26 protein-coding genes are annotated in these 26,301 nt (G+C 71.6%); 7 read left to right on the top strand and 19 right to left on the bottom strand.

Annotated elements, in window-relative coordinates:
* From NW895_RS27130 to NW895_RS27055, 16 genes are all read right to left on the bottom strand, one after another.
* Window positions 1–231: flavodoxin-dependent (E)-4-hydroxy-3-methylbut-2-enyl-diphosphate synthase (locus tag NW895_RS27130; RefSeq protein ID WP_289938728.1), on the bottom strand; the 231-nt coding region annotated here is incomplete at its 3' end.
* A gap of 4 nt (window positions 232–235) precedes the next feature.
* Entirely contained in the window at window positions 236–1,258 is a 1,023-nt protein-coding gene (gene hpnH / locus NW895_RS27125; protein ID WP_289938727.1) for an adenosyl-hopene transferase HpnH, read from the bottom strand.
* Window positions 1,259–1,263: 5 nt separating this feature from the next.
* Window positions 1,264–1,905 carry a 1-hydroxy-2-methyl-2-butenyl 4-diphosphate reductase gene (locus tag NW895_RS27120; RefSeq protein WP_289938726.1) on the bottom strand — a complete coding sequence of 214 codons (642 nt, stop codon included), beginning with the start codon at window positions 1,903–1,905 and terminating at the stop codon, window positions 1,264–1,266.
* On the bottom strand, window positions 1,905–3,899 hold the full coding sequence (gene shc, locus NW895_RS27115; RefSeq protein ID WP_289938725.1) for a squalene--hopene cyclase: 1,995 nt from the start codon (window positions 3,897–3,899) through the stop codon (window positions 1,905–1,907). The genes NW895_RS27120 and shc overlap by 1 nt, the downstream gene beginning before the upstream one ends.
* Window positions 3,900–4,018: 119 nt before the next feature.
* Entirely contained in the window at window positions 4,019–5,083 is a 1,065-nt protein-coding gene (locus NW895_RS27110) for a polyprenyl synthetase family protein (protein ID WP_289938750.1), read from the bottom strand.
* A 68-nt stretch (window positions 5,084–5,151) separates the two neighbouring features.
* Window positions 5,152–6,567 (bottom strand): hydroxysqualene dehydroxylase HpnE, encoded by a 1,416-nt coding sequence (gene hpnE, locus NW895_RS27105; RefSeq protein WP_289938724.1) that lies wholly within the window; start codon window positions 6,565–6,567, stop codon window positions 5,152–5,154.
* The gene (locus NW895_RS27100; protein WP_289938749.1) at window positions 6,564–6,695 is read right to left on the bottom strand and encodes a DUF6380 family protein; all 132 of its coding nucleotides are present in this window, start codon (window positions 6,693–6,695) and stop codon (window positions 6,564–6,566) included. Before NW895_RS27100 ends, hpnE begins: the two co-directional genes overlap by 4 nt.
* A gap of 8 nt (window positions 6,696–6,703) precedes the next feature.
* A complete protein-coding gene (gene hpnD, locus NW895_RS27095) occupies window positions 6,704–7,654 on the bottom strand; it encodes a presqualene diphosphate synthase HpnD (RefSeq protein ID WP_289938722.1) in 951 nt (316 codons plus the stop codon).
* Window positions 7,651–8,553, bottom strand: a complete 903-nt coding sequence (gene hpnC / locus NW895_RS27090) for a squalene synthase HpnC (protein ID WP_289938720.1) — start codon at window positions 8,551–8,553, stop codon at window positions 7,651–7,653. The genes hpnD and hpnC overlap by 4 nt, the downstream gene beginning before the upstream one ends.
* A gap of 360 nt (window positions 8,554–8,913) precedes the next feature.
* Entirely contained in the window at window positions 8,914–9,702 is a 789-nt protein-coding gene (locus NW895_RS27085; RefSeq protein WP_289938719.1) for an ABC transporter ATP-binding protein, read from the bottom strand.
* Window positions 9,695–10,624 (bottom strand): ABC transporter permease, encoded by a 930-nt coding sequence (locus tag NW895_RS27080; RefSeq protein ID WP_289938718.1) that lies wholly within the window; start codon window positions 10,622–10,624, stop codon window positions 9,695–9,697. Before NW895_RS27080 ends, NW895_RS27085 begins: the two co-directional genes overlap by 8 nt.
* 98 nt (window positions 10,625–10,722) lie before the next feature.
* On the bottom strand, window positions 10,723–11,595 hold the full coding sequence (locus NW895_RS27075; protein ID WP_289938717.1) for a glycosyltransferase: 873 nt from the start codon (window positions 11,593–11,595) through the stop codon (window positions 10,723–10,725).
* Window positions 11,596–11,600: 5 nt separating this feature from the next.
* Window positions 11,601–12,380, bottom strand: coding sequence for a CDP-alcohol phosphatidyltransferase family protein (locus tag NW895_RS27070; protein WP_289938716.1), 780 nt, complete (start codon window positions 12,378–12,380; stop codon window positions 11,601–11,603).
* Window positions 12,358–13,419 carry an iron-containing alcohol dehydrogenase family protein gene (locus NW895_RS27065; RefSeq protein ID WP_289938715.1) on the bottom strand — a complete coding sequence of 354 codons (1,062 nt, stop codon included), beginning with the start codon at window positions 13,417–13,419 and terminating at the stop codon, window positions 12,358–12,360. The genes NW895_RS27070 and NW895_RS27065 overlap by 23 nt, the downstream gene beginning before the upstream one ends.
* Window positions 13,407–14,159: a phosphocholine cytidylyltransferase family protein gene (locus NW895_RS27060; RefSeq protein WP_289938714.1), complete on the bottom strand. Its 753-nt coding sequence runs from the start codon at window positions 14,157–14,159 to the stop codon at window positions 13,407–13,409. The genes NW895_RS27065 and NW895_RS27060 overlap by 13 nt, the downstream gene beginning before the upstream one ends.
* The gene (locus NW895_RS27055) at window positions 14,156–16,000 is read right to left on the bottom strand and encodes a DUF5941 domain-containing protein (RefSeq protein ID WP_289938713.1); all 1,845 of its coding nucleotides are present in this window, start codon (window positions 15,998–16,000) and stop codon (window positions 14,156–14,158) included. Before NW895_RS27055 ends, NW895_RS27060 begins: the two co-directional genes overlap by 4 nt.
* A 276-nt stretch (window positions 16,001–16,276) precedes the next feature.
* On the opposite strand from NW895_RS27055, the gene galE reads away from it, so the two are divergent.
* The 3 genes from galE (at window position 16,277) to idi (ending at window position 19,126) form a co-directional block, all read left to right on the top strand.
* Complete coding sequence (galE, locus tag NW895_RS27050) at window positions 16,277–17,248, top strand: UDP-glucose 4-epimerase GalE (protein WP_289938712.1); 972 nt, start codon at window positions 16,277–16,279, stop codon at window positions 17,246–17,248.
* 146 nt (window positions 17,249–17,394) lie between these two features.
* Entirely contained in the window at window positions 17,395–18,333 is a 939-nt protein-coding gene (locus NW895_RS27045) for a cation diffusion facilitator family transporter (protein ID WP_289938710.1), read from the top strand.
* Between the two features lie 199 nt (window positions 18,334–18,532).
* Complete coding sequence (gene idi / locus NW895_RS27040) at window positions 18,533–19,126, top strand: isopentenyl-diphosphate Delta-isomerase (protein ID WP_289938709.1); 594 nt, start codon at window positions 18,533–18,535, stop codon at window positions 19,124–19,126.
* 6 nt (window positions 19,127–19,132) lie between these two features.
* Here idi and NW895_RS27035 read toward each other — a convergent pair whose 3' ends face one another.
* Window positions 19,133–19,639 carry an ATP-binding protein gene (locus NW895_RS27035; protein WP_289938748.1) on the bottom strand — a complete coding sequence of 169 codons (507 nt, stop codon included), beginning with the start codon at window positions 19,637–19,639 and terminating at the stop codon, window positions 19,133–19,135.
* 269 nt (window positions 19,640–19,908) lie between these two features.
* Here NW895_RS27035 and NW895_RS27030 point away from each other — a divergent pair, with 269 nt between their 5' ends.
* Window positions 19,909–20,718 (top strand): enoyl-CoA hydratase/isomerase family protein, encoded by an 810-nt coding sequence (locus tag NW895_RS27030; protein ID WP_289938707.1) that lies wholly within the window; start codon window positions 19,909–19,911, stop codon window positions 20,716–20,718.
* On the opposite strand, the gene NW895_RS27025 is transcribed toward NW895_RS27030, so the two are convergent.
* Complete coding sequence (locus NW895_RS27025) at window positions 20,705–21,340, bottom strand: DJ-1/PfpI family protein (protein ID WP_289938706.1); 636 nt, start codon at window positions 21,338–21,340, stop codon at window positions 20,705–20,707. The genes NW895_RS27030 and NW895_RS27025 overlap by 14 nt on opposite strands.
* 15 nt (window positions 21,341–21,355) lie before the next feature.
* The gene (locus NW895_RS27020; protein ID WP_289938705.1) at window positions 21,356–22,315 is read right to left on the bottom strand and encodes a GlxA family transcriptional regulator; all 960 of its coding nucleotides are present in this window, start codon (window positions 22,313–22,315) and stop codon (window positions 21,356–21,358) included.
* Window positions 22,316–22,428: 113 nt separating this feature from the next.
* Between NW895_RS27020 and NW895_RS27015 the strand changes: the two genes are divergently transcribed.
* The 3 genes from NW895_RS27015 to NW895_RS27005 all read left to right on the top strand — a co-directional run bounded on the left by NW895_RS27015 (window position 22,429) and on the right by NW895_RS27005 (window position 26,275).
* Window positions 22,429–23,298, top strand: coding sequence for a hypothetical protein (locus NW895_RS27015; RefSeq protein WP_289938704.1), 870 nt, complete (start codon window positions 22,429–22,431; stop codon window positions 23,296–23,298).
* 390 nt (window positions 23,299–23,688) lie between these two features.
* Window positions 23,689–23,820 (top strand): LPFR motif small protein, encoded by a 132-nt coding sequence (locus NW895_RS27010; RefSeq protein ID WP_289938703.1) that lies wholly within the window; start codon window positions 23,689–23,691, stop codon window positions 23,818–23,820.
* A gap of 97 nt (window positions 23,821–23,917) precedes the next feature.
* Window positions 23,918–26,275, top strand: a complete 2,358-nt coding sequence (locus NW895_RS27005; RefSeq protein ID WP_289938702.1) for a Tex family protein — start codon at window positions 23,918–23,920, stop codon at window positions 26,273–26,275.
* Window positions 26,276–26,301: the final 26 nt, after the last annotated feature.

Below are 26,301 nucleotides of genomic sequence, written 5' to 3'. Positions count from 1 at the left end.
GTCCTGCGTGGGACACGCCACGCGCACGATCTGGCAGCCGGACGCGGTGAGCTCCGCGATCTGCTGCAAAGTGGCGCCGATGTCCGACGTACGGGTCGTCGTCATCGACTGCACCGACACCGGGGCCCCGCCCCCGACCGCCACCGGCCCGACCTCGATCCGCCGCGACACACGTCGCTCGGCGATCGGCCGGGCCGGCACCTCGGGGACGCCCAGGGAGACGGCCGTCATGAGGTCACCCCTTGTTCTGGGAGACCGTCTCGCGCATCGCGCGCAGAGACTCCTTCAGGGACCCCATGGTGGCCAGCACGGCGGTGGGCTCGTAGCCGCAGTGCGCCATGCAGTTGGCGCAGCGCGGGTCCTTGCCGCGTCCGTACTTGTCCCAGTCGGTCTCCTCGATCAGCTCCCGGTACGTCGGGACGTACCCGTCGCTCATCAGGTAGCAGGGGCGCTGCCAGCCGAAGAGCGAGTAGTTGGGGATCGCCCACGCGGTGCACGGGAAGTCGACCCTGCCCTCCAGGAAGTCCAGGAAGAGCGGGGAGTGGTTGAGCCGCCAGCGGCGGCGGTTGCCGCCCGCGAAGGCCTTCCTGAACAGCTCGCGGGTCTGCTCCACACCCAGGAAGTGCTCCTGGTCGGGCGCCTTCTCGTAGGCGTACGCGGGCGAGATCATCATCTCGTCGACCTGGAGGTCGTCGTTGAGGTAGTTCAGCACCTCGATGACGGTCTGCGGGGTGTCGGTGTTGAAGAAGGTGGAGTTGGTGGTGACGCGGAAGCCCCGCCTCTTGGCCTCCTTGATGGCCTCCACCGCCTCGTCGAACACCCCCTCTTTCGCGACGGACTCGTCGTGCCGTTCGCGCAGCCCGTCGATGTGCACGGCGAAGGCGAAGTAGGGCGAGGGGGTGAACTGGTCCATCTTCTTGCGCAGCAGCATGGCGTTGGTGCACAGGAAGACGTATTTCCGTCGGGCGACCAACTGACGGACGATCTCGTCGATCTGCGGGTGCATCAAAGGCTCGCCGCCGGCGATGGACACCATCGGGGCACCGGACTCCAGCACCGCGCCCACGGCCTGCGCGACCGGCATGCGCTGCTTGAGCACTCCGGCCGGGTGCTGGATCTTGCCGCATCCCTCGCACTTCAGGTTGCAGGCGAAAAGCGGTTCCAGCTCCACGATGAGCGGAAACTTGTCCCGCCGGCGCAGCTTCTGTTCAGCCAAGTACGTAGCGACCTTGATGGACTGTCGGAGCGGCATGGCCATCTGGTTCACCTCCTGGGAAGCAGCAAGGAACGGTGCCATTCGTAAAAAGCGGGCAGAACGGAACGAAGGACACGGAAAGCCGATATTCCACCGCGCACCGTGCCGATCCGGACGAGTTCATGTTCTGGAGCGTCCACGACCACCCGGACGGCCGCAACCGGGCGCTCGCCCGCGCGTACGGCGCTCAGCAGCGTGGCCGCCGACTCCATGTCGACCGCGATGACGCCGGTCGCGAGCAGGTCGGACCGTTCGTGACCACGGACGACGTGGTCGGAGCCGATGAGCGGCCCGGTGTGCACGGTACGCCCGGGCACGGCCCGCACGAGCTCCTTGACGAGCAGCTCGGTTCCCACGCACGGGACGGTGCCGTTCGGGTCCCGGGTCTCCTCGGCGACGACGAGGTCCCCCGGGTGCATGCCGGGGGCGAGCCCCGCGCAGAAGCCCGTCGCCAGCACGGCGGCGTCACGCAGGGCCGGGTCGGCCAGGACCCGGGTCAGGGAGCGCTCGGCCGCCTTGGGACCCATCCCCGTACGGAGTACGGTGACCGGCCCCCCGGCACCGCCGTGGTCGCTCGTGCGCAGGGCGAGCTGCTCGATGCCGAGCGCGCAGGCGATCAGCAGCGGGGCCGGGGCCGGCTGGGCGCTCATCAGCTTCCCTGGGCCCTGGAGAAGGGTTCTCCGTGCACGTACCGGCCGAGTGCGGTGAGCGGGAAGACCTGCCGGTAGAGGTGGTAGTTGATGGAGAAGTCCCAGGGGAAACCCGTGCCGGTGAAATACGGCTCGTCCCAGGAGCCGTCCTCCCGCTGTGTCGCGGCGAGCCACTCGATGCCGCGCTCCACGGCCTTGGACTCCCGCTCCCCCGCCGCCAGCAGGGCCATCAGCGCCCACGCCGTCTGCGAGGCGGTCGAGGCGCCCCGGCCGCTCCACTCCTTGACGTACTTGTAGGACCGCAGATCCTCGCCCCAGCCGCCGTCGTCGTTCTGGACGGACTCCAGCCAGGCCACCGCGCGGCGGACCGCCGGGTGCGAGGCGGGGATTCCGGCCGCGACGAGTGCGGGGACGACCGAGCCGGTGCCGTAGACGTAGTTGACGCCCCAGCGCCCGAACCACGAGCCGTCCGGTTCCTGTTCGGCGAGCAGCCACTCGATGCCGCGCCGGGCGCGCGGATCGTGGGCGAGTCCCTCGACCGCCAGCATCTCGACGACGTGGGCGGTGACGTCGGCGGACGGCGGGTCGATGACCTCGCCGAAGTCGCAGAACGGCAGCCGGTTGGGGAACGGGCTGGTGTTGTCGACGTCGAACGCGCCCCAGGCGCCGTTCTTCGACTGCATGCCGAGGCTCCAGCGCACCCCGCGCCCGATCGCCCGCTCCACCCGCTCCGGGTCGGGGTGCTTGACGCGGCGCAGCGCGAGGATCACCTCGGCGGTGTCGTCGATGTCGGGGTAGTTGTCGTTGTGGAACTCGAACGCCCAGCCACCGGGCGGCAGCCCAGGCCGCCGTACGGCCCAGTCGCCGGGGCGGACGATCTCCTCGCCGAGCATCCAGTCCGCCGCCTTGACGAGCTGCGGATGATCGGCGGGCAGCCCCGCGTCGACGAGGGCGATGGTGGCGAGGCAGGTGTCCCACACGGGCGACTGGCAGGCCTCGACCATCCGGGCCCCGTCCTCCCGCCGGACCGCGAACCGGTCCAGGGAGGCGAGCCCCTCGCGCATCACGGGGTGCTGGAGGTCGTAACCGAGCAGGTGCAGTGCGATGAGGGAGTACACGGCCGGCGGCTGGATGCCGCCCCAGCAGCCGTCGTTCTCCTGCCGCTCGATGATCCAGCGGGCCGCGCTGTACATCGCGGCTCTGCGCAGCCGGCGCGGCGCGACCCTGCGCAGGGCGTGCAGCGCCCTGTCGAGGCGCTGAAAGGCGCCGTCCCAACTGGCGGCCGGGGCAAAGGGTTCGGTCGGGTTGGGGTTGCCGGGGTCGGTGTGCAGTTCGTCGAGCGGGAAGGGCGCGGGCCGCACCGGACGCTTCGCCGAGACGATCGTCAGCGGCACGATGGTCTGCCGGGCCCAGCAGCCGAAGTCGTAGATGTTGAGCGGGAACCAGCTGGGCAGGTAGATGAGCTCGGGCGGGAGCTCGGGCAGGTCCTCCCACTTCCACCAGCCGAACAGGGCGAGCCAGATGCGGGTGAAGACACGGGAGGCGGCGATGCCGCCCTGCTCGCGGATCCAGGCGGAGGCCTTCGCCATGTGCGGGGCGTCGGGGGCGTCACCGGCCAGACGCAGGGCCACGTACGCCTCGATGGTGGTGGAGAGTTCGCCGGGACCGCCGTAGAAGGTGGCCCAGGTGCCGTCCTCCCGCTGCTCGCCGCGGATGAAGAGGGCCGCGGCCTGTGTGGTCTGCTCGTCGCGGATGCCGAGGAACTGACGCAGCAGCAGGTCCTCGGCGTCCATCGTGACGTTGGTCTCGAGGTCGCCCTTCCACCAGCCCTGGGCGTCCTGCCGGGACAGCAGGAAGTGGGTGGCGCGCTGGACGGCGCGTGCGGCGGTGTCGTGCACCCCGGCCGCCCGGGGGGTCTCGGTGTCGGTTTCGCTGGCCGCGGCAGCGCGGGGCGGCTGGGTGGCCCCGGTGCTTCCGTCGGTCGTCGCTGTCATGGCTTCCCCTTCGTGCAGTCCTGCAAGGCGTGCGTCTGCTGTGGGTCCGCCGTCGGCCGGTGCGCGTGTACCCGCGGCACCGGCCGGCGACTACGCGAGGGCTATTCGACCGATAGTGATCATCTCTTCCGTACGACCACGAAGTCGGCGAGCGCCGTGAACCGCGCCCGCACCCGGTCGGGCATGTCGACGGCGTCGAGGGCTTCGACGGCGATGGTGTGCTGCCGGCGTGCCTCCTCCGCCGTCCACTCACGGCCGCCCGCCTCCTCGATGAGGGCGGCGCGGGCCGCGAACTCCTCCTCGGAGAAGTTCTCGAAGTCGCTGCTCTTGGCGTCGGCGGCGAGCATCTCGCCGAGCCGCTCGGAGGCGGTGCCGCCGGCCGCGAGCGCGGCCACGACCGGCAGGGACTTCTTGCGCTGGCGCAGGTCGCTCCAGGTCTGCTTGCCGGTGGCCTCCGGGTCGCCCCAGATGCCGAGGAGGTCGTCGACGGCCTGGAAGGCCAGGCCCAGGTGGTAGCCGTACTTCTCCAGGGTGTCGGCGGCCCGGTCGTCCGCACCGCCGAGCACCGCGCCGATGGAGCTGGCGCAGGCGAGCAGGGCGCCGGTCTTGTTGCCCTCCATCTCCAGGCACTCCTCGACGCTGACGCGGTCGCGGTGCTCGTAGGAGATGTCCTGCGCCTGGCCGTCGATGAGGGCGCGGGTGGCGGTGGTCAGGCGGCGGGTGGCACGGCCGGCCTCGACGGTGCCGAGCTCCAGCAGCACCTCGTTGGCCAGGGCGAACAGGGCGTCGCCGACGAGGATGGCCTGGGCGGGGCCGTGCACCTTCCAGACGGTGTCGCGGTGCCGGCGCTGTTCGTCGCCGTCCATCAGGTCGTCGTGCAGCAGCGAGAAGTTGTGGACCAGCTCGACGGCGACGGCGCCGGGGATGCCCACCTCGGGCGCGGCGCCGGTGACCTCGGCGGAGAGCACAGCGAGGGCGGGACGGACGGCTTTGCCGCCGTCGCCCACCGCGGGGTTGCCCTCGGCGTCGATCCAGCCGAAGTGGTAGGCGGCAACGGTGTCCATGGGAGGGGCCAGGCGGTCGATCGCCGCCCGCAGTACCGGTGTGGCCAGGGTCCGGCCGCGCTCCAGGAGCGCGGTCACGTCCACCGCGGTCTCTCGAGCGGCCGTCGAGGCCGGGGGCACAGTGGGCACAGTCTCTCCTCTATTCGCGGTACCGAGGGTGCGGGGGCCGGCCCCACGCGGATCCGTCGTCATGCCGCCTCCTCGAAGAAGTCGGGGAGGAGACCGCGGGACCGGCCCAGGGCGCCGAGCGCGGCTCCCGCCGCACCGACACCGCTGCGGACCGCACTCTCCATGGTCGCGGGCCACCCTGTGGCGGTCCACGCACCGGCCAGGTAGAGGCCGGGTGCCTTGGTGCGGGCGCCGGGCCTGAGCCGTCCGACGCCAGGGGTGGGAGCGAAGGTCGCGGTGCGCTCCCTGGTCACGAAGAAGTCCTGCACGACGGCGCCCCGCGTACGGGGCAGCAGCCGCTCCAGCTCGGGCAGGTACCGCTCGCGCAGCACGGCCACGGGCTCGTCGATCTCGTCCTGTGCGGCGGACTGGGACAGGGCGAGGTACTGACCGTCCGTCAGCCCGGACGCCTCGGTACGGTCGAACACCCACTGCACCGGGGTGCCGAGCGCCGCGAGGAACGGCCGGCCGAGCACCTTCCGGTCGTACACCACATGCACGTTGAGGATCGGCGCGGTGCCGATCTCCAGCAGCCGTCCGGGCGCGTCGAGCGCTCCGTCGGGCAGCAGCTGGTACGTCTCGCGCTGCGGTACGGCGAGGACGACGGCGTCCGTCTGGAGCGTCTCGCCGGGGACCCGCACGTTCCAGCCGCCGCCGTCGTCCGCGGAGACGGAGGTGACGCGGGTACGGACCTCGGTACGGACGCCCGCGGAGTCGAGCGCCCTGCGGGCCAGCCGGTCGTGCAGCTCGCCCAGCGGGACGCGGGCCCAGCCGATGTCGGCCGCGCCCGGGTCGGACAGCAGACCGGTCTTGAACACCATCGCGGCGAGCCCCAGGGAGGCGTCGGAGGCGACCGCGTTGAGGGTGGCCACCCCGACCAGGTCCCACAGGGCCTCGACGGCACGCGCCGACTGGCCGTGCGCGGTCAGCCAGCTGCCGAAGTCCTGCGTGTCCAGCGCCGGATCGGCGAGGTCGAGCCCCTTGAGCGCGAGCGCGGCACGGCCCACCTTGGCCCGGTCGGCGAGCGAGAGGTGCGGATACGTGGCGAGGCTGCGCCCCAGGTGCAGGGGTACGGGCAGCGCGTCGCGCCGCAGCCTGCCGAGCCGCCGCCCCTCGGGCCTGGTCACGTCCACCACGGGAACGTCGAGACGGTCCTGCAGCGGGGCGAGCGCCGCCGCCCCGATGCGGTCGAGGAACCAGCGGTAGGCGCCGCAGCAGCGCAGGTACACATGCTGGCCGTTGTCCACGGTCAACTGGCCGCGGCGGAAGGAGAAGGCGAGCCCGCCCAGCCGCGGCCGGCCCTCGAACAGGGTGACGCGCACTCCGGCGTCGGCGAGCGCGAGCGCGGCGGTGATACCGGCGAGCCCTCCGCCGACCACGACGGCGTGCCCGCCGGACGGCGCGGCCCGGTTCGCGCCCAGGGCGCCCGAGGTCATCGTGCTCCCTCCCCTGCGCGGCCACCGTGCTGGTGGGACGGTGCACGGCCGACCGTCTCCCTCAGGGACGCCGCCCGCCACGGGCGGGTTGCCCGCCGCTTGCCGCCGGTGACATCTCCCTGGACCATTTCGCCCATCAGACCAGCCTCCTGACGGACCGTCGGGTCACATGCCGGGCGTCGAGGCCGGACAGGCCGCGCACGGCGACGTACGCCTTCTCCGGGCCGGGCAGCGAGACCCGGCCGCGCAGCACGGCCTCCGGGTCGCGCTCGATGCGGTCGAGGAGGCGGCGGTAGATGCCGGCCATGGCGGCGACACAGGCGCCGCTGCGCCGGTCGAGCATGGGAAGCAGCCGGTAGCCCTCGGCGAAAAGAGCGCGGGCCCGACGCACTTCGAAGTGCACGAGGCCCGCGAAGTCGGAGCCCTCCGGTGGTGTCGGCCCGCTGAACCCGGCCGAGCAGCCGAACTTGGCGAGGTCGTCGACGGGCAGATAGCTGCGCCCGTCCTCGGCGTCCTCGCGTACGTCCCTCAGGATGTTGGTGAGCTGCAGCGCCAGCCCGAGCGTGTCGGCGTACTCCGGCGCGCGTTCGGCGCCCCGTGCCCCCGGTTCCGTGCCGAACACGCCGAGCGAGAGCCGCCCGATGGCGCCCGCCACGCAGCGGCAGTAGACCTTCAGATCGTCCCAGGTTTCGTAGGTCTCGCCGCGGACGTCCATCAGGACACCGTCGATCAGCTCGTCCAGGCCGCCGAGCGGGACCGGGAAGTGTTCGGCGGCGTGGGCGAGGGCGACCGCGACGGGGTCGGTGTCGTCCTCGGGGACCTCCCTCGCACGGATCCGGGTGAGCAGCGCCCGGGTGTCCTCCAGCCTGGCGACCTTGACGTCGTCGGTGAGGGCGCCGTCGCCGATGTCGTCGACGCGGCGGGAGAACGCGTACAGCGCCGACATGGCACGGCGCTTGGGCGCCGGCAGCAGCCGGATGCCGTAGGCGAAGTTACGGGCCTGCTGTCCGGTGACGGCCTCGCAGTAGCTGTAGGCGGCGAGTACCGGTGCGGACACGTGCCAGGGAGACTCCACGGTCCGGATCACCCCTCTCCTCGCAGGGTCACGCCCACCTCACGCAGCAACTGGATATTGCCGGGCTTGGGCGGGCCGGGAAGTACGTCGTAGTCGGCGGCGGCGATCGCCCGGATCGCCGCCCTTCCCCCCGCCACGAACCCTGCGAGCAGCAGCTTCAACCTGCCGTGGACGCTACCCACCAAAGGGGCGCCTTCATTCAGGAGATCGCGGGCCCTTCGCGCTTCGTACGCAATCAACGCACGGACCGAGGAACCGGCGGATTTCGTGGCGAGGTCCGCCTCCTGGACGTGAAAACGCTTCATGTCCTCGGCGGGCAGATAGATACGGTCGCGGCCGAGGTCCTCGGTGACGTCCTGGAGGTGCTCGATGATCTGCAGGGCCGTGCAGATCGCGTCCGAGCGGCGGATCCGCTCGGGTGTCGAGGCGCCGGTGACGGCCAGGACGAGACGGCCGACCGGGTTGGCGGACAGCTCGCAGTAGGCGAGCAGGTCGTCATAGGTCTCGTACCGCTTGACGAGCTGGTCCTGGCGGTTGGCGGCGATCAGCCCGAGGAAGGGCTCGGGGGTCAGACGGCGGCGGCGGACGGTGCGCTGGAGTCTGTGCAGCAGCGGGTGGCGCGGGGTGGCGTCGAAGACCCTGCGCAGGTCGGCCTCGAAGGCGTCCAGCAGGAACAGCCGGTCCTCGGCCTCCTCGGGGGACGCGCCGAGGAGGCGGGCGTCGGCCCCGCCGGGGGCCAGGTCGCCGTCACCGATGTCGTCGACGAGACGGGCGAAGCCGTAGACGGCCATGAGGTCGTCGCGCCAGGTCCGGGGCAGGAAGAAAGGGGCCACGGGGAAGTTCTCGCCCGCAGCCTTGTCCAGCGTTCCGCGCTCCGGATCGACGGTGCGCGCCGTGCCGGTTCCCGTCACCGCTTACTGCCCGGGGCGGGGACGGCACGTGCTGCGCGGAGCTGGGGAGTTTCCGTAGCCATTGCCGTCACATCTCCCGTTCTACACTGCCGACCCAATACGCACTATTTCGGACACGCCGCCCGGCCGTCCGCGCAGCAGCCCTGACGGAGGGTGTGGGGCATTATCGCCCTACTTGCCGCGTTTCGGGACCGGTACAGCTTACGTTGTACAACTCACCGGTGTTCGCCAGGGTGTCCTGCGCATCACAACAACACACCGATTGCCCCCAAGCTTCCTGAGACGCCCCGGAGTTGACGTTTCCTTTGCAGACGCGGGGCCTCGCCGGAACAGTTCCGGCGAGGCCCGGGGCAGAACGGGTTACTTGCCCGTGAACTTCTCGTACTCCTTGAGCACCTCGTCGGTCGGTCCGTCCATGCGCAGCTCGCCGCGTTCCAGCCACAGGACGCGGTTGCAGGTGTCACGGATCGACTTGTTGTTGTGACTGACCAGAAACACCGTGCCGGCCTCCTTGCGCAGCTCCCGGATGCGCTCCTCGGACCGCTTCTGGAACTTGCGGTCACCGGTGGCCAGCGCCTCGTCGATCATCAGGACGTCATGGTCCTTGGCGGCGGCGATGGAGAAGCGCAGACGGGCCGCCATGCCGGAGGAGTAGGTGCGCATCGGCAGGGTGATGAAGTCGCCCTTCTCGTTGATGCCGGAGAAGTCGACGATCTCCTGGTAGCGCTCCTTGATCTCCTCGCGGGACATGCCCATGGCCAGGCCGCCCAGTATGACGTTGCGCTCTCCGGTCAGGTCGTTCATCAGGGCCGCGTTGACGCCGAGCAGGGAGGGCTGGCCGTCGGTGTAGACCTTGCCCTTCTCGGCGGGCAGCAGGCCGGCGATGGCCCGCAGCAGGGTCGACTTGCCCGAGCCGTTGGAGCCGATCAGGCCGATGGCCTCGCCCCGGTAGGCGACGAAGGAGACCCCGCGCACGGCGTGCACCTTGCGCACGCCCCGTGCCGCGTCGTCGGAGCCTCGCCTGAGTATCCGGCTGAGGGCGGCGGTGGCGCTGCCCTTGCCGGTCTTGGCGCCGTTGACGCGGTAGACGATGTGCAGGTCGTCCGCGATGACGGTCGGCACCCGCTCGTCCTGCTTCTGCTCAGCCACGGCCGTACCTCTCCTCCGCCTTCCAGAAGTACACGAAGCCGCCGAGGGCGAACAGCACGGCCCAGCCGCCCGCGACCGCCCACACGTGGTCGGGGAGGTTCTCGGAGCCGTAGCCGTCGATGAGGGCGAAGCGCATCAGGTCCATGTAGATCGCGGCCGGGTTCCACTGCAGGATGTTCGCGATCCAGTCCGGCTTGTCCTTCAGGAAGATCGGGATGGAGAACATCACACCGGACGCGTACATCCACGTACGCATCACGAACGGCATCAGCTGCGCGAGGTCCGGGGTCTTGGCGCCCGCCCGGGCCATGATCAGCGCCAGGCCGGTGTTGAAGCAGAACTGCAGGGCGAGCACCGGCACGATCAGCGTCCAGGACAGGTCCGGGTAACTGCCGAAGCCGATCGCGATGGCGAACAGCACGATCATCGAGAACAGCAGCTGCTGGAGCTGCTGCAGCGCGAAGGAGACGGGCAGCGAGGCGCGCGGGAAGTGCAGCGCGCGGACCAGTCCCAGGTTGCCGGAGATCGCGCGCACGCCCGCCATCACCGAGCTCTGCGTGAAGGTGAACACGAACACGCCCGTGACCAGGAACGGGATGTACACCTCACGTGTCATGCCCCGGTCGGCCTCCAGGAGCAGGCCGAAGATGAAGAAGTACACGGCCGCGTTCAGCAGCGGAGTGGCCACCTGCCACAGCTGGCCGAGCTTGGCCTGGCTGTACTGGGCGGTCAGCTTCGCCCGGGAGAAGGCGAGGATGAAGTGCCGCCGGTCCCAGAGCTGACGGACGTACTCGACAAGGGAGGGCCGGGCGCCGCTCACGGTCAGCCCGTACTTGGCGGCCAGTTCTGCCGCCGTGAGGCCCTCGTCGGGCGACGGAGGCGTGGTCACCGCCACCGAGCCGTCGTGCGTTGTCTCACTCACTAGTGGAAACTTTCGTCTTCAGGATGCGCAGCCTGTGCGGGCATGGCATGAGCCTTGAGGGCCTTCGGCGGCCCGGACGCTCGTCAGGAACGAGCTTGTCAGATCACCGGGGGTCGGCCCAGTCGGGTCAGCCGCCACACCGTACGCCACTTCATGGGCCTGCGTGGCCCGCACGGAGTGGTCCAGCCTTCCCGGAATCCGCCGAACCATGCCTTCAGCGCCGGGCGCGAGGGGCGGCGCAGCAGGGTGAGCAGCAGCCAGACGCCGAGGTAGACCGGGACGAGGAGCGCGGGGAGGTTGCGGCGGGCCAGCCAGACCCGGTTGCGGGCCACCATGCGGTGGTAGACCGCGTGCCGCGAGGGCGCGGTCGTCGGGTGGTACAGCACCATGTCCGACCGGTAGTCGATCATCCAGCCGGCGTCGAGGGCCCGCCAGGCCAGGTCGGTCTCCTCGTGGGCGTAGAAGAATGCGTCCGGCAGGGTGCCGGCTTCCGCGAAGACCCGGGTCCGTACGGCGTTGGCGCCGCCGAGGAAGGTGGTCACCCGCGAGGAGCGCATCGGGTCGGAGGCCCGCAGCCGGGGCACGTGGCGGCGCTGGGTGACGCCGGTGTCCGGGTCGGCGATGCGGAAGCTGATGATGCCGAGCTTCGGGTCGGCCTCGAAGGCCTTGCGGCACAGCTCGGCGGTGTCGTGGTTCGCCAGGAGTCCGTCGTCGTCCAGGAACAGCAGGATGTCGACGTCGCGGCCGCCGGGGCCGAAGGCCTCGATACCGACGTTGCGGCCGCCGGCGATGCCGAGGTTCTCGGGCAGCTCGATCGTGCGGACGCCCTCGGGGACGTCCGGGACGGGCGAGCCGTTGCCGACCACGACGACCTCGACCGGGTCGCCGTCCTGCTTGGCGACCGATTCGAGCAGCGCGCGCAGCTCGTCGGGACGGTTACCCATGGTGATGATGACGGCACCGACCTTCATGCCGCTCACCTGAGCCTGCTGGAGACGAGGATCGACACCAGGTGCAGCAGGGTCTGCAGCAGCGCGATACCGGCGAGTACGGCGGTGCCGAGCCGGGTGAAGAACAGGTCGCCCCGGCTCGCGTCCACGATCGCGAGGACCAGGATCAGCAGGGACGCCTCGATACCGAGGATGAGCCGGTGGAACTTGAGCGCGGCGGCGGCCCGGCGGGCCAGCGCCATGCCGGAGGAGCGCGGCTCGGACGCGGCCTCCTTGACCGGGGGCAGCCCACCCTGGTGGCGGGCGACCCCGACGAGGTCGGTCTCGGCCTTGATCAGGATCGCGCCGAGCGCCGCCAGGGTGCCGAGGAAGGCCCAGAGCCAGTCGATCCGCCCGGGACCCCACAGGTCGGCGGCGCGCAGGCCGAGTCCGACCAGGACGGCGGCGTCGGTGAGGTAGGCGCCGACCCGGTCCAGGTAGACACCGCCGAGCGAGTACTGCTTCTTCCAGCGCGCTATCTCGCCGTCGACGCAGTCCAGCAGCAGGTACAGCTGGACCATGACCACGCCGAGGACGGCCCCCGCGATCCCCGGCACCAGCAGTGCCGGGGCCGCGAGGACGCCGCAGACGGTCATCAGGTACGTGAGCTGGTTGGGCGTGACCCTGGTGTTGACCAGGTAGCGGTCGACGCGCAGGGACACCTCGCGCATGTAGAGGCGTCCCGCCCAGTGCTCACCGCTGCGCCGGTCCTTCACCCCTGCGGGGTGGACGACCGGTCGGAGTTCAGCTACCGATGGCCTTGACATAGTCGGCGTAGATGTCCTTGATCTGTTCGGTGTTCAGGTCGAGGTGTTCGAGGATCGTGTAGCGGCCGGGCCGGGTCTCCGGGGCGAACTCGACGACCTTGACGAACTCGTCCGTCGTGAAGCCGATGTCGTCCGGCAGCACCGGCAGCCCGTGCCGGCGCAGCACCTCGGCCATGTACGCCGACTCCTCGTGGGCTCCGCGCAGCCACATCGCGAAGGCCGCGCCCAGACCGCACTGCTCGCCGTGGGCGGCCGCCCGCTTGGGGAACAGCAGGTCGAAGGCGTGGTTGATCTCATGGCAGGCCCCGGAGGACGGCCGCGAGTCGCCGGACACCGACATGGCGATTCCGCTGAGCACCAGCGCCTCGGCCAGCACCTGGAGGAAGTCGTTGTCCCCTATGCCGCCGGGGTGCCGCAGCACGGCCTCGCCGGCCTGGCGGGCCATGGCGGCGGCGAGACCGTCGATCCGCTCGCCCTTGACGCGGCCCGCCAGCTCCCAGTCGGCGATCGCCGAGATGTTGGAGACGGCGTCGCCGATGCCGGCGCGTACGAAGCGGGCCGGTGCCTCACGGATGACGTCCAGGTCGATGACGACCGCGATCGGGTTCGGCACGCCGTAGGAGCCGCGGCCCGCGTCGTTGTCGAGGGTCGCGACCGGCGAGCACAGGCCGTCGTGCGCGAGGTTCGTGGGCACGGCGACCAGCGGGAGGCCGACGCGCGCCGCGGCGAACTTGGCGCAGTCGATGATCTTGCCGCCGCCGAGCCCGACGACCGCGTCGTAGTGGCCGGCCTTTATGTCGCTCGCCAGCCGGACCGCGTCGTCGAGGGTGCCGCCGCCGACCTCGTACCAGGTGGCGCCGGGCAGGGACGGGGCGATGCGCTCGCGCAGCGCGGCTCCCGAGCCGCCGCTGACGGCGACGGCGAGGCGGCCGGAGTGCGAGATCCGCTCGTCGGCGAGCACACAGGCCAGGTCTTCGAGGGCACCCGGGCGGATGTCCACGACGACCGGCGAGGGGATGAGCCGGGTCAGTACTGGCACGCGATCTCCCGTCCGCGGGCGAGATCGTCATGGTTGTCGATCTCCACCCACTTGACGTCGCCGATCGGCGCCACGTCGATACGGAAGCCGCGGTTGACGAGCTCCTGGTAGCCGTGCTCGTAGAACTGCTGCGGGTCGGTCTCCCACACGGCCTTCAGGGCGTCGGCCAGTTCGGGGGCGGCGTCGCCCTCGATCAGGGTGACCCCGATGTACTCGCCGGTGGCCTCGGCGGGGTCCATCAGCTTGGTGATCCTCGTCATGCCCTTCTCGGCATCGACGACGACCTTCATCTCCTCGTCGGCGAGCGGCTTCACGGTGTCCAGGGCGAGGATGATCTTCTTGCCGTCGCCGCGGGCGGCGAGCAGCGTCTTCTCGACGGAGACCGGGTGCACGGTGTCGCCGTTGGCGAGGATCACACCGTCCTTGAGGGCGTCACGGCCGCACCACAGGGAGTAGGCGTTGTTCCACTCCTCGGCCTTGTCGTTGTCGATGAGGGTGAGCTTGAGGCCGTACTTCCGCTCCAGGGCCTCCTTGCGCTCGTACACGGCCTCCTTGCGGTAGCCCACGATGATCGCGACCTCGGTCAGGCCGATCTCGGCGAAATTGCCGAGGGTGAGGTCCAGGACCGTCGGTTCGCCCTCTATGCCCGCGGGCCCCACCGGCACCAGCGCCTTGGGAAGGCTGTCGGTGTAGGGGCGAAGACGCCGTCCGGCGCCGGCCGCCAGCACGAGGCCGATCATGCGGGTTCTCCTTCATCGTGTACGGCGGGCGCCCCTGCGGACGCCCAGAAGCGGATGCTCTCGACGAGCACCACCAGAGCCACGGCCACGGCGATGGCCGTGAGCGCGACCGTGAACTGCGAGGCGGTGAGCAGCGCGGCGAGGACGGTGACGAGCAGGGTCCGCCCTTCGTGCCCCCCGATGGCACGCACCAGCCAGGCCGGGGGCGCGCCGGCGTTGCCGCGGATGCGGTACACCGTGTCGTAGTGATGGTAGGCGACCGCCGCCACCAGGCCGAAAGCCGCAGGAAGGGCGCCGTTCACGTCCGCCCTGGCGGCCAGGATCAGGACCGTGAGGTATTCGGCGGCGCGGAAGAACGGGGGGACGAGCCAGTCGAGGGCGCCCTTGAGGGGGCGGGTGACGGCCAGGCCGGACGTGACGGCGTACACGAAGGCGCCGATGACCGGCCACGGTGCGCCGAAGTCACCGGTCAGGGCCAGGGCAGTCACCGCGAGGCCGCCGAGCAGGGCGACGACGGGGGCCGTGAAACCGGGCAGCCGGCGCGCGGGGTTCCTGAACGCCTGGGCGAAGCCCTGTGCGAGCGGGCCCGAGTCCGCGAGGTCCGCCAGTGCCCGCGCCGCCCGGTCCGTGCGCTGCGCTTTCCGCGTCAGCGACCGCAGCACCCGCCCCGCCGTGGTGTACGTGGCCGCGAAGGCGCAGCCGACGAGCAGGGCGTAGAAGGTGATCCGCGGGGTCGTGGCCGCCGTGAGCACGGCGATCAGCGCCCAGCGCTCGCCGATCGGCAGGACGATCATCCGGCGTACCCACACCGTCCAGCCGACGCTGTCGAGCCTGCCGGAGAGGGCGGCGGTGGGGCTGGTGTTGGCGGTGGCGTCGTGGTTGGCCTCGTTGAAGGAGAAGTCCACGACGTGCCGGCAGGTCTGCAGGACCATCGCGCCGAGGGCGAGGGCCCACACGTCGTCGCCGCCGCGGGCGGCGCCCAGGGCGAGGCCCGCGTAGTAGGCGTACTCCTTGGCGCGGTCGAAGGTGGCGTCCAGCCAGGCGCCGAGGGTGGAGTACTGCAGGGAGTAGCGGGCGAGCTGGCCGTCGGTGCAGTCCAGCACGAAGGAGGCGATGAGCAGCACGCCGGCCGCGACGAAGCCGCCGCGGGTGCCGGTGGCCGCGCAGCCGGCCGCTATGAGCGCGGTGAGCAGGGAGGCGGTGGTGACCTGGTTGGGGGTCAGGCCGCGGCGGGCGCACCAGCGGGCGACGTAGCGGGAGTAGGGGCTGATGAAGAAGGTGGTGAAGAAGCCGTCGCGGGCCTTCACCGCCGACTTCAGGCGTACGGCCTCGTCGTCGACGGAGGCGACGGACTGCCGTGCCTCGTTACGGGCCTGCGGGTCGGCGGGGACGACGGCGACGAGACTGCCCAGCTCGGGGCGGTGCACGTCGGTGCCGTCGGCGTCGAGGGCGGTGACGATGCGGTCGGCGAGACTGTCGACGGCGCTGACGCCGGACTTCGCCCGCGCGGGGGCGCCCCCACCCGCGGCACCGCCGCCCAGGGAGTTCTCCCGGGCCATCGCACGGGTCAGGGCCTGGCGTCCCGCGGGCTGGGCCGTCACGGCGCCCGGGATCGCGGCGAGCGGGAAGCGGGGGTCGGTGAGGCCGAGACGCAGGGCGTGCAGATGGCCCACGAACCGGGCGTCGACGACGGCGACCCGTTCCCCGGCCGGCACCCTGGCCAGCAGCGTCTCGGCGTCGGCGGCGTCGGCGGCGACCTGCACGTCGAAGCCGAGCGACCGCAGATCGCCCTCGATCGACGAACCGGGGACCGGCTGACCGGTGAGGATTGCGGTCGACAACCGAACTCACTCCCTGGGTGCCGACGTGTCGCGCCGGCCGTGTACATGGCGGGGCGCCCGTGCCTGCGGCACCCGGGCGGCATGTCGGCAGAGGCTATCGGATGCCGGGAAGGCCGTGTTCACCGCCCGTTTCACGGCCCGATCAACACGGTTCGCGCAAGCTCCTGCCGCGATCATCATCGGGGATCCGGGGCCCGGCCCACAAACCGCGCTCCCAGAACGGGCATTGAGGACAATGAGCGCCTCGCCTGCCGCATCGGCATAGGGTGGGCGACCATGACGTGGCTGATCACCGGCGGTGCCGGATACATCGGGGCCCATGTGGCGCGGACCATGGCCGACGCCGGAGAGCGTGTCCTCGCCCTGGACGACCTCTCTGCCGGCCTCGCCGCACGACTGCCCGCCGGTGTCCCGCTGGTCGCGGGCTCGTCGCTCGACGCCGCTCTGCTGAAGCGGATCTTCGCCGAGCACGAGGTGACGGGCGTGGTGCATCTCGCAGCGCGCAAGCAGGTCGCCGAGTCGGTCGCGCAGCCGGCCCGGTACTACGCGGAGAACGTGGGCGGTCTCGCGACGCTTCTGGAGGCGGTCGCCGAGGCCGGGATCAGGCGCTTGGTGTTCTCCTCGTCCGCGGCCGTGTACGGCAACCCGGATGTGGGCCTGATCACCGAGGACACGCCGTGCGCCCCGGTGAACCCGTACGGCGAGACCAAGCTCGCCGGGGAGTGGCTGGTGCGGGCGGCGGGGCGGGCGCACGGCATCGCGACCGTGTGCCTGCGCTATTTCAACGTCGCCGGGGCGGCCTCGCCGGAGCTGGCCGACACGGGCGTCTACAACATAGTCCCGATGGTCTTCGACCGGCTCAGGCGCGACGAGGCCCCCCGGATCTTCGGTGACGACCATCCGACGCCGGACGGCACCTGCATCCGCGACTACGTCCACGTCTGCGACCTGGCCCAGGCGCACCTGGCGGCGGCCCGGCGGCTGGCCGACGAGAGCTCTACGGGCGACCTGACCCTCAACATCGGCCGCGGCGAGGGGGTCTCCGTCCGGGAGATGATCTCGGTCATCGGCGAGGTCACCGGCGATCGCCGGGCGCCCGTCATCGAGGAGCGCCGCCCCGGGGACGCGCCGCGCGCGGTCGCCTCCGCCGCCCGGGCCGCCCAGGAGCTCGGGTGGACCGCCCGGCGCGGGGTACGCGAGATGATCGAGTCGGCATGGCAGGGATGGCTGCTGCACCACGGCGGCTGAGCCCTCCGGCGCCCTGACCTGCGTAACGTTTCCGCAGGTCACGGCACATGACAACGGTGTTCAGTGCAGCGTTGCCCCATACCCCCCGCCCGTAGTTCACTGTGCTCGGCGGACGATCCGGGCGACCACGAGGAGGGCGGCCTTTCATGGGGGCTGGGCACGATCACGGGCATGCGCACGGCGCGCCTGCCGGCGCTACGGCGACCGCGGCGTACCGCGGCAGGCTGCGGGTCGCGCTGGCGATCACGCTCACCGTCATGGTCGTCGAGATCGTCGGCGGCGTGCTCGCCGACTCCCTCGCGCTGGTCGCCGACGCCGCGCACATGGCGACGGACGCGCTCGGCCTCGGGATGGCGCTGCTGGCGATCCACTTCGCGAACCGCCCGGCGAGCGATCGGGCCACCTTCGGGTACGCCCGGGCCGAGATCCTCGCCGCACTGGCCAACTGCCTGCTGCTGCTCGGCGTCGGCGGTTACGTCCTGTACGAGGCGATCCAGCGGTTCATCACCCCCGCCGGCACCGAGGGCGGGCTGACGGTCGTGTTCGGTGCCATCGGCCTGGTGGCCAACATGGTGTCGCTGACGCTGCTGGTGCGCGGCCAGCGGGAGAGCCTGAACGTGCGCGGCGCGTTCCTGGAGGTGGCGGCGGACGCGCTGGGCTCGCTCGCGGTGATCGTCTCGGCGCTGATCATCCTGGCCACCGGCTGGCAGGCCGCCGACCCGATCGCGTCGCTCGTGATCGGTCTGATGATCGTGCCGCGGACGTGGAAGCTGCTGCGCGAGACCCTGGACGTCCTGCTGGAGGCGGCACCCAAGGGCGTGGACATGGCAGAGGTACGGGCCCACATACTGGACCTGGACGGCGTCGAGGACGTCCACGATCTGCACGCCTGGACGATCACCTCCGGTATGCCGGTGCTGTCCGCGCACGTGGTCGTGCGCTCCGACGTCCTGAACGCCATAGGCCACGAGAAGATGCTCCACGAGCTCCAGGGCTGCCTCGGTGACCACTTCGACGTGGAGCACTGCACGTTCCAGCTGGAGCCCAGCGGGCACGCGGAGCACGAGGCGCGGTTGTGCCACTGAGGCACCCCCGGTCCGCTCCGGGCGGTTCCCCGCGCCCGGCGCCGGGCACGATCACCAGTCGGGCCCCGCTTCCGGCGTCCGAGCGGTGACGGCCGCGCCCGCGCCGCCGCGCGCGGGACATGCGGTGCGCCGCGAAGTGCCGGGAGTGCCGGACCGGTACGGCAGACTTGGGGCGCGAAGACCGATGTGAAGGATGGGTATGCCGATCACACCTGCCACCGCGACGCACAGTCCGTCGAACGGCGCCGCAGACGCGATTTTGCTGGAACTGGTCGACGAGAACGGTGTGACGATCGGCACCGCGGAGAAGCTCGCCGCGCACCAGCCGCCGGGGCAGCTGCACCGCGCCTTCTCCGTGTTCCTCTTCGACGAGCGCGGCCGGCTGCTGCTGCAGCAGCGGGCGCTGGGCAAGTACCACTCCCCCGGCGTGTGGTCCAACACCTGCTGCGGTCACCCCTACCCCGGTGAGGCGCCCTTCGCGGCGGCCGCCCGGCGCACCCACGAGGAGCTCGGTGTCTCGCCGTCACTGCTCGCCGAGGCGGGGACGGTCCGCTACAACCACCCCGACCCGGACTCCGGTCTGGTCGAACAGGAGTACAACCACCTCTTCGTCGGCATGGTGCAGTCCCCGCTGCGGCCGAACCCCGAGGAGGTGGCGGCGACGGCCTTCGTGACCCCCGCCGAGCTGGCGGAGCGGCACGCGAACGACATCTTCTCGTCGTGGTTCATGACCGTGCTGGACGCGGCCCGTCCGGCGATCAGGGAGCTGACGGGCCCGTCCGCCGGCTGGTGAGGGCGCCTACAGCAGGCCGGTGGGTTTGAGCGGCAGGGCGGTCCAGATCACCTTGCCGCCGCTCGCCGTGTGCTCGACGTCGCACACCCCGCCGGCCTCCCGGGCGATCTCGCGCACCAGGAGCAGTCCGCGACCGCCCGTCCGGCACTGATCGGCCTCCAGGGCGGTCGGGCGGTAGGGGTGGCTGTCCTCCACCGCCACCCGGATCCACTCGGCGCCGACGGCGACCTCCAGGCCGAGCACCGGCGACAGCAGCGCCGCGTGCCGGACCGCGTTCGTGACCAGCTCCGAGACGATCAGCAGTAAGCCCTGCGTCAGATCGTCCGAGATCGGCACGCCCTGGCGCAGCAGCAGGTCCCGTACGGCGTGCCGCGCCTGGGGGACGGAGGCGTCGACGGCGGGAGCGGTGAACCGCCAGACACCTTCGTAGGGCAGGGGACCCGCGGGCCTCGGGTCGAGGGGGGCGTCTGCGCCCTCTGGGCGTGGGCCGGGCCCGCGCCCGTGCATGTCCATCGTCCGGTCGCCACCCTTGCACTCGATTGTCACCACACCCTGAGTGTTGGTAACGCGCCGCTCCTCACCCCAGAGCTGAACAGAAGTCAGCGATTATCGAGCGCATTTGACCGTTGGCGTATGACAGCGTCAGTTGTGGGACCGATCCTGTCCCGGTTGTGCCGACCCGGCGAACTATTCGGGTTATACAGGTACGACACGGATCACCAGACTCCGGCCATCAGCGCCTCCTCGCCGTGCGCTCGGCCCCGGCGGATAGCATCCGGCCCATGGAGCCGCACCTGCAGCACAGCGTCACCGACTCGGTCGCCACCGTCGTCATCCGCCATCCGGCCAAGCGCAACGCCATGACGGCCGCGATGTGGCGGGCGCTGCCGCCCCTGCTCGACGGCCTCGCCGCCGATCCGGCGGTGCGGGCGCTGGTGCTCACCGGTGAGGGCGGGACGTTCTGCGCGGGGGCCGACATCTCGACGCTGCGGGGCTCTCCGGAGGAGGCGCAGCGGCTCGCCGAGTACGCCGAGGAGGCCCTTGCGGCCTTCCCGAAGCCGACGCTGGCGGCGGTCCGCGGCCACTGTGTGGGCGGTGGGGCGCAGCTGGCGGCGGCCTGCGATCTGCGGTTCGCCGAGCAGGGGGCGCTGTTCGGGGTGACCCCGGCCAAGCTCGGCGTCGTCTACGCGGCCTCCGCGACCCGGCGGCTCGTGTCGCTGGTGGGACCCGCCACCACCAAGTACCTGCTCTTCTCCGGTGAGTTGATCGACGCCGAGCAGGCGCTACGCACCGGCCTGGTCGACGAGGTGCTGCCCGAGGGTGAACTCGGCAAGCGCGTCGCCGAGTTCACCCGGATCCTGGTGTCGCGCTCGCAGCTGACGCAGGCCGCGGCGAAGGAGTTCGCGAACGGGCGTACCGACCGGGACGCCTACTGGGCCGGGCAGGCGCGCGGGAGCGGCGACACCGCGGAGGGGGTCGCCGCGTTCCTGGAGCGCAGGCGGCCGGAGTTCACGTGGAGCGTGCCGCCCTCGCCTGCGTCGCCTGCGTCGCCTGCGTCGCCTACGTCGCCTACGTCGCCTACGTCAGGATGAACCGGCTGCGGGCCCGGAGCCGGTCGACGATGTGCGCGGGCGCCTTCTCGGGGCTGCCCGCGTCGTAGGGCGGCTGCGGGTCGTACTCCGCGGCCAGCTGGACGGTCTGGGCGTGCTCGTCGCCGGCGATCCTGCCCACCAGGGTGAGCCCCATGTCGATGCCGGAGGAGACGCCGGCCGCGGTGACGTACTTGCCGTCGAAGACCACCCGCTCCCCCGTGGGCCGGGCCCCGAAGTGCTTCAGCTGGTCCAGGGCCAGCCAGTGGGAGGTGGCGCGGCGACCCGCCAGGAGCCCGGCGGCCCCCAGGAGCAGGGAGCCGGTGCACACGGAGGTCGTCCAGGCACTCGTGGCGTCGGCGGTACGCAGCCAGTCGAGGAGCGTCTCGTTCTCCATCTGTGCGCTCTGGCCGGGACCGCCGGGCACGACGACGATGTCGGGACTCGGAACCTCGGCCAGGGACCGGTCGGCCGTGAAGGCGAGGTTCCCCGTGTCGGTGCGGACCGGGCCGGTCCGTTCGGCCACGAAGACGGTCCGCGCGTCCGGGAGGCGGCCGAGGGTCTCGTACGGGCCCACGGCGTCGAGGGCGGTGAAGCGGTCGAAGAGGACGATGGCGATCTGCATCGGTTGACTTTCGGTTCAGTGGGCGGGTGCGGGGCGGAACCGGCGGCGGTATTCGGCCGGTGAGGTTCCGAGGGCCTTGAGGAACGCGCGCCGCATGGCCTCGGGGGTGCCGTAGCCGCTGGCGCGGGAGATCTCCTCGACGCCGTCGCCGGTGTCCTCCAGGAGGCGGCGGGCGTGTTCGAGGCGGACCCGGTCGACGTACCGGCCCGGTGTCATGCCGGTCTCGGCCTGGAAGGCGCGGGCGAAGTGGCGGGGCGAGAGGCTGGCGCGGGCGGCGAGGGACTCGACGGTCAGGTCGGCACCGGGGTGCTCGGTGATCCACAGCTGGACCTCCCGCAGTGGCTCGCGCTGCGCGGTCTGGGCGGCGAGCTGGGCGCTGAACTGGGCCTGGTTGCCCGGCCGGCGCAGGAAGACCACCAGGTGGCGGGCGATGGTGAGGGCCACGTCCCGGCCCAGGTCCTCCTCGACCAGGGCGAGGGCGAGGTCGATGCCCGCGGTGACGCCGGCGGAGGTGGCGACGTTCCCGTCGCGTACGTAGATCGGGTCGGGGTCGACCTCGATAGCGGGGTGGTCGCGGGCGAGCCTGTCGCAGTACGCCCAGTGGGTCGTCGCACGGCGTCCGTCCAGCAGCCCGGCGTCGGCGAGCAGGGCCGCGCCGGTGCAGACGGAGACGAGGCGTTCGGCGCGCGGACCGTGCTCGCGCACCCAGTCGACCAGGCGCGGGTCGGGGCGGCGGGTGCCCTGCCCACCGGGGACGAGCAGGGTGTGCGCGTCGGGTGCCGCGGCGAGGGACTGGTCGGGTACGAGGGTCAGGCCGCTGGAGGTGCGCACGGGGGCCCCGTCGAGAGAGGCCGTACGGATGCGGTACGTGCCCGGGGTGTGCTTCTCGGCGCCCGCGAAGACCTCCACGGGGCCGGTGACATCCAGGCTCTGGACCTCGTCGAAGACGACGACGAGAACGGTTCGCTGCGCCATGCGGATGATTCTTGGCGGACGGGATCACGGCGGCAATGACGCCTTCCCCACCTTTTCTGCCATGCGGTACACGACCCTGGAGGACGTACCAAGCGGTTGGTAACCTGCCCGCCATGACGACTGCCGCCATCGATCCGCGCGCCGGACGACGCTGCCACAACGTGCTGAACTCGCTGCACTCGACGCACTACTTCGCGCCCGAGCTGGGCAAGGAACTGGGCGATCTGGGGATCACCCACCCGCGGGCCGTCAACTTCGCGGTCCGGGCGGCCGCCCTGGGGCCGGTCGGGGCCGGCGCGGTGGCGGCGACGTTCTACAACTACAAGTACGAGCTCGTGGCCGAGCACGTCCCCGCGGTGTGGGCGACCGCCACGCCCGAGCAGGTCCTGGCGGCACGCGCGCGTGCCGTCGACGCGACGCTGCGCCGCCTGCTGGGCGATGAGGCCGTGGCCTCCGCGGAGATGGCGGAGGCCGCCCGGCTGGCGCTGCGGGCCGCCGAGGGCTGCTCGCGCAGCGCTCGTCCGCTGTACTCCGCGCACGCCGATCTTCCCGTCCCCGAGGAGCCGCACCTCGCGTACTGGCATGCCGCGACGCTGCTGCGTGAGCACCGGGGCGACGGGCACCTCGCCGCGCTGATGGCCGCGGGCCTCGACGGTCTGGAGGCGCTGGTGACGCACACCGCGACCGGAAAGGGCATCGCCCCGAAGTGGGTGTTCTCCACGCGGGGCTGGAGCCGGGAGGAGTGGGACGCGGCGGTGGACCGGCTGCGGGAGCGCGGGCTGCTCGACGCCACGGGCGAGCTGACCGAGCAGGGGGTCGCGCTGCGCGAGGGCATCGAACGGGAGACGGACCGGCTGGACCGGGCGCCCTACGAGCATCTGGGCGCGGAGGGCGTGGCACGCCTGACGGAGCTGGGCACGGAGTTCGCCCGCGCCGTGCTCGGCGCGGGCGCCTTCCCGGCGGACCTGATCGCCAAGCGCTGAAAGGCGCCGGTCCTCCGACGGACCCGCCCGGCAAGCGTCCCGCCGCGCGCGACTCTCCGACGGGCCCGACCGGCAAGTGGTCCCTGGCCGGGCGACTCTCCGGCGGACCCGACCGGCAGGCGAGCCGTGACCCGGCGGCTCCCCGGGGGGCCTGATCGGCACCCACTGAAAGGCGCCGACTCCCCCGACGGGTCCGACCGGCAAATGGTGCAGGGCCGGGAGACTCTCCGGCGGACCCGGCCGGCAGGGGAGCCGTGGCCCGGTGGCTCTCCGGTGGGTCTGATCGGCAAGCGGTGAGGAGCGGGCCGGGTGTCGCGAGCATGCCCGGGCGCTGTCGAGGTACCCGTGCCTCTCCCGGCCGCACCGGTCGGGAGAGGAAAGGGGAATCACGTGTTCCGTGCTATCGCAGATGTGCTGCGCCAGATCGGTGGCGCGATCGCCACTGTCGTGACGCTGCCCTTCCGGGCCCTGGCCCGCCTCTTCGGCGGCGCCTCGTCCACCGCGCGGGGACACAGGGTCTGACGTTTCACCCGCCTCGCGCGCCGCGCCCTGATCCCCGAGTGTCGGTGTCACCTGCCACAATTGCCGCGCAACCTCAGTGAGAAGGCGGTAAGGGATCGTGACGACACCCCTCGTAGGGTCCATCGAAGGCAGGATCGCCGAGGAGCTCGGCGTACGGGAGCGGCAGGTAAAGGCTGCCGTGGAGCTGCTCGACGGCGGTTCGACGGTGCCCTTCATCGCCCGCTACCGCAAGGAAGCGACCGAGATGCTCGACGACGCGCAGCTGCGCGTGATCGAGGAGCGGCTGCGCTACCTGCGGGAGCTGGAGGAGCGGCGGACGGCGATCCTCGACTCGGTGCGCGAGCAGGGCAAGCTCACCGAGGAACTGGAGGCGCGGATCCGCGGCGCGGAGACCAAGGCGCGCCTGGAGGACATCTACCTGCCGTACAAGCCCAAGCGGCGTACGAAGGCGCAGATCGCGCGCGAGGCGGGGCTTGAGCCGCTGGCGGAGGGGCTGCTCGGTGACCCGGGCGTCGAGCCCCTCGCCGCGGCCGCCGCCTTCGTCGACGCCGACAAGGGCGTCGCCGATGCGCAGGCCGCCCTGGACGGCGCCCGGGCGATCCTCACCGAGAAGTTCTCGGAGGACGCCGACCTGATCGGCGAGCTGCGCGAGCGCATGTGGGTGCGCGGGCGGCTGGCCGCCAAGGTACGGGAGGGCAAGGAGGAGGCGGGCGCCAAGTTCGCCGACTACTTCGACTTCGCCGAGCCGTTCACCGAGCTGCCCTCGCACCGGATCCTGGCGATGCTGCGCGGCGAGAAGGAGGAGGTCCTCGACCTCGTCCTGGAGCCCGAGGAGCCCACGGACGGGCCGTCCTCGTACGAGGGCATCGTCGCGCACCGCTTCGGGATCGCCGACCGCGGCCGCCCCGCCGACAAGTGGCTGCAGGACACGGTCCGCTGGGCCTGGCGCACCCGCATCCTGGTGCACCTCGGCATCGACCTCAGGCTGCGGCTGCGCACGGCCGCCGAGGACGAGGCCGTGAACGTCTTCGCGGCGAACCTGCGCGACCTGCTGCTCGCCGCCCCGGCCGGCACCCGCGCGACGCTCGGCCTCGACCCCGGGTTCCGTACGGGTGTGAAGGTCGCCGTGGTCGACGCGACCGGCAAGGTCGTGGCCACGGACGTGATCTACCCGCACGTCCCGGCCAACAAGTGGGACGAGGCGATCGCCAAGCTGGCGCGGCTCGCCGAGGAGCACTCCGTCGAACTGGTCGCCATCGGCAACGGCACGGCCTCCCGCGAGACCGACAAGCTGGCCGGTGAGCTCATCGCCAAGCACCCCGAGCTGAAGCTCACCAAGGTGATGGTGTCCGAGGCCGGCGCCTCCGTGTACTCCGCCTCCGCCTTCGCCTCCCAGGAGCTGCCGGACCTGGACGTGTCGCTGCGCGGCGCGGTCTCCATCGCCCGCCGGCTGCAGGACCCGCTGGCCGAGCTGGTGAAGATCGACCCGAAGTCGATCGGCGTCGGGCAGTACCAGCACGACCTGTCCGAGGTGAAGCTGTCCCGCTCGCTGGACGCGGTGGTCGAGGACTGTGTGAACGGCGTGGGCGTGGACGTCAACACGGCATCCGCGCCGCTGCTCGCCCGGGTGTCCGGCATCACCTCCGGGCTCGCGGAGAACATCGTGGCGCACCGGGACGCCAACGGGCCGTTCAAGTCCCGGTCGGAGCTGAAGAAGGTGCCGCGGCTGGGCCCGAAGGCGTACGAGCAGTGTGCGGGCTTCCTGCGGATCCGGGGCGGGGACGACCCGCTGGACGCCTCCAGCGTGCACCCGGAGGCCTACCCGGTCGTACGGCGCATGGTGAAGACGACCGGTCAGGAAGTCGCCTCCCTCATCGGCAACACGTCCGTCCTGCGCTCGCTGAAGCCGCAGCAGTTCGTGGACGAGACGTTCGGCCTGCCGACCGTCACCGACATCCTGAAGGAGCTGGAGAAGCCCGGGCGCGACCCACGGCCCGCCTTCAGGACGGCCACCTTCAAGGAGGGCGTGGAGAAGATCTCCGACCTGTCCGCCGGGATGATCCTGGAAGGCGTCGTGACCAACGTCGCCGCCTTCGGGGCGTTCGTGGACGTGGGTGTGCACCAGGACGGGCTGGTCCATGTCTCCGCGATGTCGAAGACCTTCGTGAAGGACCCGAGGGACGTGGTGAAGCCCGGGGACATCGTCAAGGTGAAGGTCCTCGACGTCGACATTCCGCGCAAGCGGATCTCGCTGACGCTGCGCCTGGACGACGAGGCGGCCCCGCAGGGCCAGGCACCCGGTGAGCGCCGGCAGCGCGGCGGGCGTCCGCCGCAGCAGCGCCAGGGCCGCGGCGGTGGCGGCGGCTCCCGCCAGGCGCCCCCGCCCGCCAACAGCGCCATGGCCGACGCCCTGCGCCGCGCGGGCCTCGTCGACCCGAAGCGCGGCGGGCGCTGACCCGTCCCGGGCCCGGGCTCCCCGTG

Origin of the sequence: Streptomyces sp. S.PNR 29, from assembly GCF_030386795.1 — a bacterium.
Lineage (GTDB): Bacteria > Actinomycetota > Actinomycetes > Streptomycetales > Streptomycetaceae > Streptomyces.
This window is presented reverse-complemented; position numbering and strand designations above follow the sequence as displayed.

Bases quoted from the DNA above. Each gene is read 5' to 3' on its own strand.
- NW895_RS27030 (WP_289938707.1), top strand. From the start codon at position 19,909: ATGGAGCCGCACCTGCAGCACAGCGTCACCGACTCGGTCGCCACCGTC.
- NW895_RS27020 (WP_289938705.1), bottom strand. From the start codon at position 22,315: ATGGCGCAGCGAACCGTTCTCGTCGTCGTCTTCGACGAGGTCCAGAGC.
- NW895_RS27070 (WP_289938716.1), bottom strand. From the start codon at position 12,380: ATGTCAAGGCCATCGGTAGCTGAACTCCGACCGGTCGTCCACCCCGCA.
- hpnH (WP_289938727.1), bottom strand. From the start codon at position 1,258: ATGGCCATGCCGCTCCGACAGTCCATCAAGGTCGCTACGTACTTGGCT.
- NW895_RS27075 (WP_289938717.1), bottom strand. From the start codon at position 11,595: ATGAAGGTCGGTGCCGTCATCATCACCATGGGTAACCGTCCCGACGAG.
- shc (WP_289938725.1), bottom strand. From the start codon at position 3,899: ATGACAGCGACGACCGACGGAAGCACCGGGGCCACCCAGCCGCCCCGC.
- galE (WP_289938712.1), top strand. From the start codon at position 16,277: ATGACGTGGCTGATCACCGGCGGTGCCGGATACATCGGGGCCCATGTG.
- idi (WP_289938709.1), top strand. From the start codon at position 18,533: ATGCCGATCACACCTGCCACCGCGACGCACAGTCCGTCGAACGGCGCC.
- NW895_RS27060 (WP_289938714.1), bottom strand. From the start codon at position 14,159: ATGATCGGCCTCGTGCTGGCGGCCGGCGCCGGACGGCGTCTTCGCCCC.
- NW895_RS27100 (WP_289938749.1), bottom strand. From the start codon at position 6,695: ATGGTCCAGGGAGATGTCACCGGCGGCAAGCGGCGGGCAACCCGCCCG.
- NW895_RS27025 (WP_289938706.1), bottom strand. From the start codon at position 21,340: ATGCAGATCGCCATCGTCCTCTTCGACCGCTTCACCGCCCTCGACGCC.
- NW895_RS27035 (WP_289938748.1), bottom strand. From the start codon at position 19,639: ATGGACATGCACGGGCGCGGGCCCGGCCCACGCCCAGAGGGCGCAGAC.
- NW895_RS27045 (WP_289938710.1), top strand. From the start codon at position 17,395: ATGGGGGCTGGGCACGATCACGGGCATGCGCACGGCGCGCCTGCCGGC.
- NW895_RS27120 (WP_289938726.1), bottom strand. From the start codon at position 1,905: ATGAGCGCCCAGCCGGCCCCGGCCCCGCTGCTGATCGCCTGCGCGCTC.
- hpnE (WP_289938724.1), bottom strand. From the start codon at position 6,567: ATGACCTCGGGCGCCCTGGGCGCGAACCGGGCCGCGCCGTCCGGCGGG.
- NW895_RS27015 (WP_289938704.1), top strand. From the start codon at position 22,429: ATGACGACTGCCGCCATCGATCCGCGCGCCGGACGACGCTGCCACAAC.